This is a genomic window from Chryseobacterium sp. FG46, from assembly GCF_057809135.1.
The window spans coordinates 1-15,105 of sequence record NZ_JBMDJJ010000019.1; the positions used below are offsets into that span (position 1 = coordinate 1).

Sequence of the window (15,105 nt, forward strand, 5' to 3'; positions counted from 1 at the left end):
TTTATCAATGATGACAGACATACACTCCAGTTGTCACTCCACAGGAGTCTCAACAAAGTATTATCAAATAACTCAGTATTACTTTTGCTTTTTTAACCTTTGATCTCTTAAGACTCTAATAAAGTTGGCTGGATTCCTGCGGAATGAAACAGTAGAAAGAAAAGGCGCAAATGAAAAAGAAAGACGCCATTGGAATAGCAATAACACCATTGAAAAAAGAAGTTTATCTATTCTATTGGCAGAATGATATTCCTCCCTTTTTTAAGCTCATAAATCGATTATCACGAATAAGAAGTAAATAATCCTGATAAATATGTTCGAGTGGCTCAAATCTATTTTATTTTAACCCAAAAGAAATAAAAAACCACCTCTGTAAAGGAGTGGTTCCATTTATGGCATTTTAATTTTGAATTTACAAAAGAGACTTAGTTTGCTCCGATTGTAAAAACTATTTGTGCGCTATACGTTGCCGCAGGAATTGTTACAGATACACCACCCATTTGTAATTGTACATTTATAGCTGAGTAGTCTACACTGTTGTTAATTCCTAATACTCCACCAAATGTAATTGTAGAAAGTGTTACTGCACTGGACTGAAGTATTTCTATATAATTCGCCGTTCCACCAGAGAATGTAACGGAACAAAGCAAACAAAGCCCATTGATAGTTGCTGATCCACCACTTCTTTTTGCATAAAGTTTAAGAGAGCTGTTCCAGTTGGTAGGAACATATTGCATACTGATTTTGGCACCAGAGCTACCAAGAAGATTCAGGAAAGATCCTGGTAAATGACCCGACAACGTGAGTAGGCCAGGATTATCGTAAGTTCCGGTATAGTTGGTTCCCGCTTCAGTGATGGTAGGTACACTTGCATTCCAGTTAGATCCTGTAATATTTATGGTTTGCCCTTTAAGGTAACTTCCCATTATTAAAGCAATAATGTATAGATACCTTTTTAAGAACTGTTCTTTGAGAAAAGGACTTTTAATTTTCATTTTTTAATTTTATTCTGTAATGGTGTAGGTGATGACAATAGCTGTATTGGCCTGTGCCTGTAAATTGCCATAAGTACTAGTGGCAAGTGAAATGGTGAGGGCATGGCCGTTATTTGCTCCATTTCCTGTATATGCTCCTCCAATACCACTAATAATCGTAGTTGGAGTGGTTGTAAGGATAACCTGCCCTGCAGATGTTCCCAATGTTCCACCTCCGGCTCCGGAAGCTGCAGCTGCCTGAATTCTTATATTGACACCTGGAATAACTGTATTTACTGATGCTGTAATTCTTCTGGTAAGTCCTCCGGAAGCGATAGCAGATGTATAGTTGATCCACTTTGACGTATTGGGTGCTGGAGCTACCAGAGCATTTCCAGCCTCGGTAGGACGGGTAAAATTTAAAGTTATGCTTCCTGTAGGTTCAATATCCATTAAAGTTACTTTGGGTAAAGTCAAAGTAACGGTAGTACTTGCAGTCTGGGAATAGGTTGAACTGTATACAGTACAAAATACAATTAATAATATGGAACGGATCAGAATCATCTCTTCTTTTTTATTTCATTATATCCTACTTTCAAGGATTCCTTTTGATATTTGATCTCTATCTGTTGTTTAACAACATTGATGCTTAATTTTTTTGTTTCTGATGGTTGTAAAGTAAACAGAAATTTATCTGTTGAGATTTTATAGCGTTTATCCAACCCATTACGATAAACTTTTACAATCCAGTCTCCCGGACGTAGATAAGTGAAATCAAAATCTTCTCCGATGTAGCATACCTTACGAAAAGTCTGATCATGGTTGCTAGCTTCTACAATGATACTTTCCCTTTTCTTCTTTCCTTTTAAAGATGATTGTTGCCAGGAATCTGGCTGGTCTTTTTCTCCGGTTTCCAGGAAATTAACATGGCCCTGAACATTTGCTGCAGTTGTTAATCCGAAATTAAAAGTATGCTCTTTATTCATCAATGAAAGGGAGGCTGGAAAAGTTTGGGTTGGAATATCATTGATTTCTGTGGTGGAACGGTCTATTTCAAGATAATAATTACCCGGGATAACATTTTTAAACATATAATTTCCATCCTTATCGGTAATGGATAAGTAACTTCCAAGCATTAATCTTATTCCCTCTGTTTTTTTTATACCTAAGTTGCTCACATTTCCAGACAGTGAAATATAATCGGCAATTTTCTGTACCGGAATGTTAGGTCGCCATGTATAGCGCATAGAGAATATGAAATCTTTATCTCCAATTTCTCCTCTTTGCAATGAATATCTTCCGGAAAGGTCAAGTTCGTTTCCAGGAAATAATTGCTGATGAAAAAGAAGTTCAAACAGATTTCTGTCTTTGAAATATTCCTCAGGCATATAATTGTTCTGATAAAAGATGCTTAATCTGGTTTTATCAGAAAACTGGCTATAGATTCTTGCTCCGTAGTAAAGGCTTTTCTGATTCTGAAGCTGATATCTTGAGCTTATAGCATAACTTCCGAAGATGTTAAAAGATGTTTTGAATTTTTGAAATGAAAGGTTAGCAGAATAGAAACTTGAATTTCCACTAAATCCCGTCAGATAATTATCTGTTTTCCCGAATTGTCCATCTACATTTACCTGAAATACTCCTATCTGTTGATTAATACTCACTTTGAAATAACGTTCATAATAATCAAACTGTTTAGGTTCTAATCGATCTTTATAGGTTTGATACCCATTATTAAGAATAATGAAACCACTAGGCAGATATTTGTACTGTACTCCATATTGAAAATACTTTCTGTAGGGGGCTGCCAGTAACAGGGTATCTCTTTGGAAGTTTTTGGCATCCTGCATGTAATTGGCAAATATGCTGATCTTTTTGGTGATATTGTAATAAATATTACCGTTAAAGGTATTTGTATTGGTAAAATATCCGGCAAAATCAGGACTGGCTCTCATGTACATCAGACTTCCGTTCAATTTTTTAAAAATGGCTTCTGCCTGTAATAAATAGGCTGTTCCATCTGTTTTTTGTGTTGTACTGTATGCCAATTCCCCGGAAAGATTAATGTTTTTTGAAACTTTAAATTTCCCTTTAGCATAAGGCAGATGAGCATCTGAGTCAAGTTTTACATCTCCAAATCGGATTTCTTCTTTCCTCGGAGTTTTGTAGAGATATCCTACAGATACTTCAGACTCTTTTCGGATTTTAAAGGCTGAATAAATATTAAATTCATCTTTAATATCTCGGAAGAATCTGGGATGATTATAGAAGCCGCCGAAGCTTACTTTATTAAAATCATATCGGATTTCTGCCCCGCGGCCATATCTTGCAAATTCTGTAAGATAAGAAGAAGAGTAGGTTTTATCGCCAAGATGAAGAAAAAACTTATCTCGTTTATAATTCACAAAATATTCCTCATATTGGGTGAATGTATTAAGCTCTACCGGATTGTGAGTGACAGCCCTAAATTCAATCTGATTCTTATTGTCTTTATCAAGTGTTCCTTTGCCGTAAATTTCACCTTGAAAACCATCATTATAAACGCCCATATTCTGCATTCCAATGAAAGATAAAGAGAAAGCAACAGGCAGTCTGTGATAAATATCGTTTTCAGAGGGTTTTACTGATATCACCTGAGTGGTTGCATAGACATCCTGAGTTTCTTTGGGATTATTCCTCGGATGTACCGAAAGATTTAGGTTCTGAAATTCATTCTGAGCAAGTTCAGAACTTGTTACTTTGTGAATCGTAATGATTTTTGATTCATTGGGTGCAAGAACAAGAGATGATTCATTATCAATAACAGCATTTTTACTTTCAATAACAATACTTTCCGTTATATTACCATTGTTTTTTAAAAGAAAAGATGCACGGATCGTTTCTCCAGCTCTTACAAATTCAGGTGTATTTAAAGCTGTAACCAAAAGCTTTCTGCTTCCGGAAACTACAATTTTTGAACTTTGTGTAAAAGCTGTTCCATTATTACGGTCTGTAATGTTCAGGGTGACAGAATAAATACCCTGTCCTGTTTCAGTACCGATCCGTAAAGGAACCAGATATACCGATGTTTCATAAGGCGGAATCTGAAATTCTCCCTTTGCTAAAATAGGATTTATTGAGGAACTTGAAGTGACAACTGAAATATCATATATTTTGGTTTCCGTCGAATTATTTTCTAAAGTGAAGGGAATAGAAGTAGACATTCCCGGCATTAAACTATCTTTTTTACTGACCAATCTGTCGGATTGCTCTTGGGAAAAAATAAATACCGGGAATATTGATATGATAATAAATAAAGTCCAAGTTCTAATCATTTTTTACTTCTAATTCCACATTGAGTGCAAAAGCATTCTCTTCTTCATCCGTTGCTATGATAGTTGCTTTGTATTTGTCAGGGGGTAATCTACTGATATCAATGTAAAATGTCTTGGAGGTATCTGGCAAAAGTCCCATCGTTAAACTTGAATAAGTTCCCATCTTTTCACCCGTTTTCCGGTTATAGATTTCAATAGAAGCTGTCGGTTTACAGTAAAGATTGCCATGATTGGCTATTGCTATCTTTGCTGTCTGCTTTCCCTCCTGTTTTTCTACCTTTACATTTTCAAACTTAAGGTCCGGTTGGCCCTTTTCTGCTTCAAAATCTGTAATGACCTGAATAGCATATCGTATAACAGAAGTGATGCTCACTCCCGGTTTATTGTCGCTGGGTTTTATCTCTTCTACCGGTTCTACAATGATCACACTCCAATAGCTTCCCGGATTCATTGCCTGATTGGGAACTGTTATTTCATAAAATATCTCAGTCTTTTCCTTACCTTTAAGAGTAACAAGATTGGTATTGAGCTTTAGCCATTCTCCATTACTGCGTTTATTGGTACGTAATGCTGTATAATTGATGGTTCCGTCTGCATGGTAGGTATAATCCTGTAAAAATATTTTTACACTTTGAGGGTTGCTGCCTGTGTTTTCAATAGCAACTTTTCCTTTATACACCTTTCCGTTTTCTATTTTGTAAGAATGCGTAAGCCCGTTGAGAATCACAATACCGGCATGTAAAAGGCTGAACTGCAAAATAAGGGTGATCAAAAGAAGGATACGCTTTATCATGATGTAAAGTTTGGAGTTAAATCATTAATAATACAAAGCCCGGAAGAAACTGGATACTAATTTCTTCTTGTTTTTGAAACGTAAATTAGAATTTTAATTAAATTCTAATTGTCTGATATTGTATACGTAACGGTAGCAGCAACAGTAGCTGTAGCCTGTAAATCTGCATACGCGGCTACCCCTCCAGGACCACTTCCTGCAGCGAGTGCATAGGTAAGATTATGACCGTTATTGGCTCCATTCCCGGTATAAGCACTTCCGATGCCAGAAATAATAGTCTGATCGGCGGCACTTAGTGTCAGAAGGCCTGCAGATGTTCCCAGTGTTCCTGCTCCTGCTCCGGTAGCTGCAGCAGCAGTTACGTTAAGATCTACTCCTGGAATAATGGCATTCATTTTTACACTTACATTACGTGTAGGGTCTGCAACAGATTTAATAGAAGAATAGTTAAGCCATAAAGTAGTGTTGGCCGCATCCGGAATAATAGGACTTCCTGCTTCAGTAGGAGCCGTGAATCCAAGGGTAATGTTTTTTGTTGCTGCTGGTTCAATATCTACTAATGCAACTTCGGGAATAGAAATGGTAACCGTATGGTTGTCTGTATTGATGTCCTGCGCGCTCAGATTCCCGGATAGAGCAAACGCAAATAAAGACGCTGCAATAGTCAAATTTAGTTTTTTCATGATGATGATAATTAGTAGAGTGAATATAACGAAATTCGGAATACATTGAATAAAATATATAATAATTTTTATATTAATAAGTATTTACATTATGTAATGCATTTTGGTTAAAATATTCTTTAACGGAATAAGTCAAAAAAAAACCTATACAAATTTGTACAGGTTTTTATCAATATTAAAAGAATTTTTTACGCCCAATGCGGATCAGAAACAGAAACTTTTCCGGTCTCTATACGTCCGGCAAAGTGCCACAAATGTTCGTTTGACGAGATTTTCAAATCATACCACCCTTTAAATTTATCAAGATCGATCATTATTTTTTCTTCTGATTTTTGTACAGGAATTGTTTTTTTATTTTTTGTGTACAAATCTTCCAGATTGATGGAGAAATTTTTCTTTTTGTTACTTCTTATAGTCAGCTCAACTTGGTTTTTTGCTGTTATATTTTCTAAAATTATATCTATTTCCGGAGAAATACTTCCCTGAAATTTCCTGAAAAAGCCATTGGGACCGAAAATTTCATAATCATAGGCTCCGGAATGCACAGCAAGGGACAAATTTTGTCTGGAATATAAGGCATATGAAAAATGATAATTATTACTGTTAAATTGAGTCCTGTCATAAACAAGCAAAGGAACTCCATTTTCTTTCAGATTAGTCATTTTTATATGATCGCCTTCCAAATTGACATGGAAATGATAAGGCAGCGGGCTGGATGGCTTCAGTCCTCTTTCCTGAATGTCAAGCAAACTATCATTAAGTTGATCTTCAGAATACCATTTAAGATCAGGAACAGGTTTATTTTTAGCTGCATTGATGGTTTTAGCGTAATCCTTCTGATCCAGATAATCCATCTGCGGAACTTTTATACTGGAAGAGTTGAAAGCAGAGGTAAGATCACCGCATACAGCTCTTCTCCAGTCACTGATATTGTCAACATGTACATTCTTTTTGAATTTTTTCATGATAAATTTCTCCAGAAACTGCAGTACAGAAGTGTGATCCGATACTTCGGAATTGACAAAGCCTCCTTTTGTCCATGGCGAAGCGATGATCATAGGAACTCTATAGCCTAATCCTACAGTACCTTCAATTTTTTCATAATTTTTTAAAGAAGGATTACTCATGTATTCCTGAGATTGATCTACATATTCCACTCCTTCTTTTCCATTCATGTCAACAGGCTGGCTTGGATTCACCGGTGGTGCGAAAGGCAGCACATGATCAAAATATCCATCATTTTCATCGTAATTGATGATGAATATGGTTTTTTTCCATGTTTCAGGATCTTTGGTAAGAATATTTAAAACCTCAGAAATATACCAGGCTCCGTACCAAGGTGATCCTGGATGATCTGAGAAATGTTCAGGAGCCACAAGCCAGGAAACCAATGGAAGCTTTTTCTCTTCCACATCTTTTCGGAACTGAAAAAGTACATCTCCTTCAGGAACAACCAGTCTTTCTCCGTTTTCATCCTTTCCGATTTCAAGTTTCCAGTAATCCGGATCGTTGGAATTAGTCGTAAATGCTTTTTCGTGAAGGTTTTTTTCTTCCTTTGAAAGCCTGGAATAATTATCAGGATGGTATTTCACCTGATCTTCCTGTATTTCCGCCAGCATAGCCTCCAGCCTTTGTTTCTGACCAGGATTTTTTTCAATTTCCCCTTTCAGATAGGTGATGATATTAGGAATATTCTGATAGTATCCTTTTGAAAACTTAACGTTGAATTTTGAAAACCACTCAATCGGGTTATCTGTAAAATTACTCAGCCAGGCTTCCTGCTCTCCGGACATTCCTTTTGGAAGACTGATCTCGTTCTGATAAATTCTCCATGAAACATTCTGCTGTTCTAAAATCTCCGGGAAGCTTTTCCATTTTGCCTGTCTTGCTTTGTCATAATCAATGTTTTCATTAACAACATTGGCCTTTACTTTTCCGTTTTGCTGTTCTCTCAAAGTTCCGGACCAAAGGAATAGCCTGTTGGGAGTCGTTCCGGTAAGAGAAGAGCAGAAATACTGATCGAATATGGTAAATGCATCTGCCAGCTGATAATAAAACGGAAGGTCTTCACGGTTGTAATATCCTAAGGTAAGCGGAATATTCTTGTAATCTTTATTTCCTGAGGCTTTCGCCTGAAGCCATTGGTCAAATTTTCCTTTGTTCAATGCTTTTTGCTGATCAGCCCATGAATGTGGAAGTGAGCTCATCCAGGTAGATTTTGTATTTCTTAAATCCAGTCGGGCAGGAGAAGCATATTTTCCTTCGTCATTTTTTTGAAAGAAAACAGAATGTCCATCATGCTTTACAAAAGCTCTTTTATCCAAAAAGCCTCTTACTCCTTTAAGAGCACCGAAAGCGTGGTCAAATGAACGGTTCTCCTGCATCAGGATGACAACATGCTCTGCATCATAAAACGTAGACTGCGCAGCAGGATCAATGGCTAAAGCTTTTAAAATAGCAGGATGCAGAACATTTGAAGTTCCTAATCCAGCTAATAAAAGACTTGATTTCTCTAAAAATTCTCTTCTGTTCATGTTCAATCGTAATAAGAAAGAAACCGCAAGTTAATAGGATTTCCTGCGATTTCTTTGTTTTATATAAAAATAATCATGTTTTTATTGCAGCCACCAGGGTTTGGAATTGATATTATCATTCCCTCCATACTGAGCGGCTAATGCGGCCTTTAAATTGTTGCTGTTGTAATTATACTCAGACTGCGGATATCTGAATCTGAAAGGTGCTGCAACACCTGCTTTTAAAGGATAGTTAGGATAACCTGTTCTTAAATAGTCATAATATGAAGTCCACTGTGCCTGATGGAACATGGTCATGTATTTTTGGGTCATGATCTTCTCCAGTTGTGTTTGTAGTGGATCAGCATTATTATAAACCACTAAAGGAGTTGCCAGATATTGATTCACATCAAAGCCTGAGAAATACTGTCCCGGATTTTTTACATAGGTCTGATAAAAACTGAAACTCGCTTTGATTGCGTTGTCATAATGTGTTTTTGCAGATCCGGAAATCCAGCCTCTTGCCGCAGCTTCGGCCAGAATAAACTCAAGTTCTGAATAACTCAATACAGAAGCAGGCTCATTGGTAGGATCTTTATAAAAACGGTCGTTTACTTTAGAGATATTTTTTGCTGTGATCAAAGCAGCATTATCAGAATAAGGTGACGTAGGATTTCCTCCGTTGTAAGCTGTATAATCTGTGATTGCTTTTCCTGCTTCTTTTGCTCCGGTAGTTTGTGCCGCAAATGTGAACAAACGCGGATCATGTCTGTCTTTAAACATATTAATGAAATAATCTGCCATGTACAAACCCGAACCATATCCGCTATTATTAAACATGGTGTATCTGCTATCAGCAGCATCAGCAAACTTAAGTTCACCGTTATCTGCAATGGAGGTCATGAGAGACTGGCTTCCTGCAATTGAAGCAAATTCTGCAGCAATATTATAACTTCCTACCGTCGTTTTCTTAGATAAGGTGATCAGTATTTTCAGGCGGAATGAATTGATCAGTTTTTTCCACTTTAAAGCATCTCCGTTGTAGACGATATCTCCTTCAATTTTATCGCTGGTATTAATAAGATCATTGGCTTCTTTGAGTTCTGATAAAATCCCGGCCATGATCGCTTCCTGAGTATCATATTTCGGTTGTGTAATCCCGGATTCACCCTTTACCGCTTCAGAATACGGAGCACTTCCAACTTTCAAACTGATGTTGAAGAAATGATAGGCTCTCAGAAATTTTCCGATAGCCAGATAATTTTTGTTTCCTCTTTTCTCTGCTTCCTGCATCATTTTTCCTGTATTCAGAAGTCCTTTTGTGTAAACTTCAAAGGATAAATCATTCCATTTAATATACTGGTATGCATTTTCGCCATCAGTACCAATCATCATTCTTGAAGCGTACATATTATCTCCATCCACTTTGAAGGTGTATTGTGAAACATAGGTCAGAAGATTTTTGGGATCAATACTGGCCTGGTCATTCGGATTTTCATTAATTGTATCAAGGTTGGATTCACATGATGCTAACGTCAGAAGCCCGGCTGCAAATATAGATTTCATCATCCATAATGCTGTTTTCCCTTTTTGCCTTTTCACTTTGTTTATAGTATTTTTCATTGTCTAGACGTACTTTTTAGTTAAAACTTAAGATTAAAACCGATTCCAAACCATCTGCTGGAAGGATCCTGAATATCATTGCTTACATCACCTTCTCTACCTGTTCTGATCTGGAAATCAGGATCGGAGTAAAGATTCTTTGATTTTTTCCACATGGCTAAATTATAGGCAGAAATATTGGCAGTGAAGCCTTTTACCATTCCTTTCGGATTCAGTAATGACGAGAAATCATATTCCAGAACAACAGATCTCAACTTAACGAAGGTTCTGTCGAAAACGTTGGCAAATTCTTCACTCTCATCCTGCGTTACTCTTGCACGGTAGGGATAATTTTGTGCCCAGTCCTGATAGCTGATTGCTTTTGTGTGTGGTGTATAAAGCCCGGTTGCGGGATTGTAGTTAACCCCATCCGGTACAAAATAATACGTCCCCGGATTCGCATACTCAAGATCCCTGTACGCTACAGAATTAGGATGTTTTCCTCCCCACCACATTTTTTCTACTACCTGCGACCTCATCACACCACCGATGCTTCCATCGATTCCGATATTTAAAGTGAATTTTTTATATTTAAAGGTGTTGTTGAAACCAAAAGTCCAGTCCGGATTGAAATGCCCTAAGTTACTTGGATTATTGGCTCTTGTAGGCATTCCTGTATTGGCATCAAGAATGACTTTTCCGTCCGGAGATTTTTGCCATGTGTAGTCATAATAACTGTCCATTCTTTCTCCCAACTTAATGTTGTTGTAGTTCGGCATATTATCATAAATGGAAGTCAGCTTTTGCTCATAAGTACTCCAGTTGATCAATGTTTTCCAACTGAAATCAGCAGTTTTTACCGGAACTAAACCAAGGGTAACTTCAAATCCTTTCGTAGTATATTCATTTCCGTTTACATATTGTGAGGTGAAACCTGATGATTCAGCAGCCGGGAACTGAAGGATATTATTATAATCTAATGTTCTGAAATACGTGGCATCTAAGGTAATTCTGTTATTCAGGAAACCTGCACTTAGCCCTAATTCATAAGATTTTGTCTGCTCAGGTTTCAGCATATTTTCAACATTCAGCGTTGTTGGATAATAATACGTAGGATTTCCGTTAAATGTGGTTCCTTTATTGTTCAGATAATAATTTCTGATGGAATAAGGCTGGAAGTCATAGGCAACTTTGGCCCATGAAGCGGAAAGCTTCAACATATTGATAGACTCCGGTAATTTTACCAGGTTTGAAATAACGGCACTGATGGATGCAGAAGGGTAGAAGTAAGATCTGTTGGCTTTAGGAAGCGTAGAAGACCAGTCGTTACGTCCGGAAATATTGATGAAGAAAGCATTGTACAATCCGATATCAATGGTAGAATAAGCACTGTAAATTAACTTTTCCTTCAAATAGGTATAATTTTTAAGCGCTCCTATAGAGTTTTCGAATGTATACACTTCAGGAATTTTCAATCCGTCCGTAGACCTTTCATTTTTGTTGTTTTTATAGTAAAAAGCTGAACCTCCGGCATTGATGGTGAAATCAAAATTTTCAGATATTTTTTTCTTATAAGTCGCCAAAACATCGTAGTTGAGATTCCATGTTTTATTATCTTTTAAAATATATCCGCCACTTCTTGGAGCATCATAATTAAAATAAGAATAAGGACTCAGAATTTCCGTTTTGCTATGGTTTTCTACAAGAGATATTTTCCCTTTTACCGATAGATCCTGCGTAGCTTTATACTCTAAGCCTGTCTGAGCATTGATAATATTGGTTCTGTTCTGATTCTTGTAATACTCAGCTCCGAACCATGGGTTGTTGTACCATGCATAATTCCAGTTGGCCTGTGCTCTTCCTTCTTTTCCGGGAATCCACATATGATTTTTCAGTGCATTTCCGTCTACATCACCTCCCATCCAGATCAGGATGGTATACATGTGCCCGCTTGGGTTGTAATCGTAGTTCGGAATGTTAGGCGTAAAGGCCTGGTTGAAGTTGAACTTTGTATCAAAGATTAATTTCTCACCAAGATGATTTTCAGAAGAGAAATTGATCCCGTATTTCTGAAGATAAGAATTGGGAACCCTATCATCATAATTCATGAAGTTTCCGGAGAATCTGTATACATCTTTGTTATTTCTGTAGCTGATCGCAAAGTTATTATTGTTGATGACAGCAGGCTTTAAGAATGTATTTAAGTTATCATGGTATTTCCAGTCAATCGGAACTCTTTCATACCTTGATTTATCATCATACTGAGTTCCTGTCACAGCTCCATACCAAGGTACTACCTGTCCAGTTACCTTATCTCTGATCGGGCTGTTCCATTGGGCAATCTGTAAACCCGGAACGAATTTCGGCCCCCAGATCATATCCCCATCGTTGACTCCGCCATCAGCTCCGTCCCAGAATTCATATTTTCCGTGAGAACCGTTACCGTATTCAGTCTGGGTTTTCGGAAGATTAGTAAACCCTCCAGTGATCATGGTATTCTGAGAAAATTCTACAGAGAAACCTTTCTTCTTAGCATTTTTTGTTGTGATCAAAACAGCTCCGTAACGTCCTCTTGAACCATATAGAGCAGAAGCGGTAGCCCCTTTCAACACGTTGATGTTTTCAATATTGTTAGGATCCAAATTCTGGAAAACCTCTTTTTCCACAATCACACCATCAATGACAAAAACCAGATTGGAATTTCCTCTCAAAGTAAACTGCGGAGCCTGCTGCATTCCTGTAGGATTGGAAACATTCAGACCAGCAACCTGTCCTGAGAATAAATTCCCGATACTTGGCGTAGTAATGGTTTCAAACTGTTTCGTTCCCACTTCCTGAGTGGCATAACCAATCTTTTCTTTCTTCTTGGCAATACCTAATGCGGTAATAACAACGCCTTCAATCTGCTTTTCGCTTGGTTTTTTTAAAACAACGGAATACTGTTTTTTGGAAGAAACCTCAACGGTATAAACAGAAAAATCAGGAGCAAAAAATTCAAGAATGTCTTTAGGGTTTGCGGAAATGGTGAAATTACCATTTTCATCTGTAGTAGCGGTCTTTCCTGTGTTTTTATCGGTAATATTCACACCGGAAACACTAGAACCGTTTTCTGATTTTACGTTTCCTGAAATATTGATTTCCTGAGCGGAAAAATAAAGAGGAAGTAAAAAAACGGCAAAAGTAGCTAGAGTTTTCTTCATTTTTTTGAAGACAAATTTAGCAGAGTACTGTTACCTGTAGTTTAATGATGTATTAAAATAAAAATACGATTTAATATTTTTTAACATTAAAAATTAATAAATAAGTAAAATGGAAAATATCCTTTGTATAGAGACTTTTGCTTTATTCTATAGATATTAATATCAAGGAAACTGGGAGAGGGAAGCTGGAAGTTATTGTGGTATTGTCAACTTCTTGAAATCCTCCGTAATAAATTTTCTAAGAAAAGCTTCCGTCTTATGAAAGAAACAGATTGTGAAAATAGGACTCTGATAACTTCCAGCCTCCAGCTTCCCTCTTCCTTTCTATTTTTAAAACCTACTCAGAATTCCCCAGTGGATTTTAATATCATTAAACTTAAAAGGGTTTCCAAACTCATTTCCGTTAGACAGCTGAAAGCTCATCAATCCGATAGGAATGAAAAAATTAAAACCAAGCCCCACACTATAGAGTTTGGGTTTTACATTCAAAGATTTATTATTGAGCTGGCCATATTGTCCAAAGACGTCAAAGAAGGCCTGGTTCCCGATAAGATACCGGTATTCTAAGCTTCCATAATAATAAAAGTCAGCAAGAAGCGAGTTTTCATTAAATCCCCGCATGGAATTCCAGCCTCCGAAACGGTATAATTCATTGGTTGAGAATGCTATTTTAGAATCCATCATGGCACCTTCCGCCTTGATGTTCAGAAAGTGATTTCCCGAAATATGATAATTATGTTCTCCGAAGAAATAGAACTGATTTTGCTTGGCTTTGATATTATCTTTTGAGTAAGTGGTTGTTAAGAAATCATATCCCGCATTGATCCTTGTTTTATAAAGGAAAAGGTCAATGTCAGTAGGTTCTACCATTTCAAACCATACCCCTATTCCTTTTTTGTTATAGTCTTTTCCCTGGGTGTAGAGTTCATCTATAATTGTTGAAGTTTCCAAAGTTCCTCTAAGACCTATTTTATTTCGGTTGTTGATATGGTAATAAAAAGCAGGTAGGAATTTTACGTTGGCAAACGTTGAGTCTTGTCTGTAGATATTTACTTTGGTATCCATTCCGACGTTCGATTTGAACAGGTATGGAATATCCACACGAAGATCAAAAGTCTGCCCTTTATCCGGGTTTCTCTGCCAGTATAAATTGACGGTTTCAAAACCATTGAACATATTCCTGAAATTGACATTCATCGTTCCGTTTAAGGTAAACTTGGAGGTTTTATCATTTCCAAAACCAATCACCCCATCAAAGGTATTGGTCTTTTTCTTTTCCAGAAAGAGGTAAATACTGGTGGAGTCTTTTGTGAATAAAGTTTGTGGCTGCCGTTCGAGGGTCAGAAAAGGATGGCTCTGAAAGGTTTTGTTGATGGCTAAAAGGTTTTTGTCATCATAGTTTTTACCTTTGAACTCCTTTTCCATATTTTTGATGAACCTTTTGGGAACTTTTTCGTATCCCTTTACTACAAATCCGTTGATTGTTCTTTTATCATTTTTATTGATGTCGAGTTCTACAATGGGATAGCCATTTTTCTGCCCTTTGTATTTAGATTTGATTCTGCTGAAAGAATAGCCTTCATCAATATAAGTTTTGTTGATACTCTTCTTGGTGGAGTCTAGATTTTTAGTGAAAAAATCCTTCTGGATCTTTAATTTCTGAACAAGAGAATCTGTAAGGTTGACATATGTTTCATTGAAATTCCTGCCTTTATCGTAGAAAATTTCAGTGCTGTCGCCTTTTACTTTAACATCTTTCAGTTGGGTGAAGAAATAATTACTTTGGGCTAATGAATCCAGAAACTTCACTGCAGAAGTAGAATCTTTTACCTTTTTTCTCACTTTGGTTTCCGTATCAATCAGCCAATACTGCTTCTTCTGCGCTTGTGTAAAAACGCAGAACAGTACAAAAAATATTTTCAGAAACAGTTTCAATTTATCATTATGAATGTGAAGGGAATGGAGAAATCTTCAGTAAAAAGATTCTTCACTGCATTTCTGAACTACGTTTGCAGACTTTCCGTCA

The 15,105-nt window shown here is 36.9% G+C and carries 9 protein-coding genes; all 9 read right to left on the reverse strand.

Features of this window, described 5'->3' with window-relative positions; genetic code table 11:
- Positions 1–425 precede the first annotated feature (425 nt).
- Positions 426–995: a hypothetical protein gene (locus tag ACODR7_RS14520; protein WP_488840080.1), complete on the reverse strand. Its 570-nt coding sequence runs from the start codon at positions 993–995 to the stop codon at positions 426–428.
- 9 nt (positions 996–1,004) lie between these two features.
- Positions 1,005–1,538 (reverse strand): hypothetical protein, encoded by a 534-nt coding sequence (locus ACODR7_RS14525; protein WP_488840082.1) that lies wholly within the window; start codon positions 1,536–1,538, stop codon positions 1,005–1,007.
- Complete coding sequence (locus tag ACODR7_RS14530) at positions 1,535–4,288, reverse strand: COG1470 family protein (protein ID WP_488840084.1); 2,754 nt, start codon at positions 4,286–4,288, stop codon at positions 1,535–1,537. Before ACODR7_RS14530 ends, ACODR7_RS14525 begins: the two co-directional genes overlap by 4 nt.
- Positions 4,281–5,081: a WxL protein host-binding domain-containing protein gene (locus ACODR7_RS14535; protein ID WP_488840085.1), complete on the reverse strand. Its 801-nt coding sequence runs from the start codon at positions 5,079–5,081 to the stop codon at positions 4,281–4,283. Before ACODR7_RS14535 ends, ACODR7_RS14530 begins: the two co-directional genes overlap by 8 nt.
- 104 nt (positions 5,082–5,185) lie before the next feature.
- Positions 5,186–5,764: a hypothetical protein gene (locus tag ACODR7_RS14540; RefSeq protein ID WP_110368095.1), complete on the reverse strand. Its 579-nt coding sequence runs from the start codon at positions 5,762–5,764 to the stop codon at positions 5,186–5,188.
- A 188-nt stretch (positions 5,765–5,952) separates the two neighbouring features.
- Positions 5,953–8,298, reverse strand: a complete 2,346-nt coding sequence (locus ACODR7_RS14545) for a phosphocholine-specific phospholipase C (protein ID WP_488840087.1) — start codon at positions 8,296–8,298, stop codon at positions 5,953–5,955.
- An 81-nt stretch (positions 8,299–8,379) separates the two neighbouring features.
- Complete coding sequence (locus ACODR7_RS14550) at positions 8,380–9,900, reverse strand: SusD/RagB family nutrient-binding outer membrane lipoprotein (RefSeq protein WP_488840089.1); 1,521 nt, start codon at positions 9,898–9,900, stop codon at positions 8,380–8,382.
- A 20-nt stretch (positions 9,901–9,920) separates the two neighbouring features.
- Positions 9,921–13,079 carry a SusC/RagA family TonB-linked outer membrane protein gene (locus ACODR7_RS14555; RefSeq protein ID WP_488840091.1) on the reverse strand — a complete coding sequence of 1,053 codons (3,159 nt, stop codon included), beginning with the start codon at positions 13,077–13,079 and terminating at the stop codon, positions 9,921–9,923.
- Between the two features lie 330 nt (positions 13,080–13,409).
- Positions 13,410–15,014, reverse strand: coding sequence for a BamA/TamA family outer membrane protein (locus tag ACODR7_RS14560; protein ID WP_488840093.1), 1,605 nt, complete (start codon positions 15,012–15,014; stop codon positions 13,410–13,412).
- Positions 15,015–15,105: the final 91 nt, after the last annotated feature.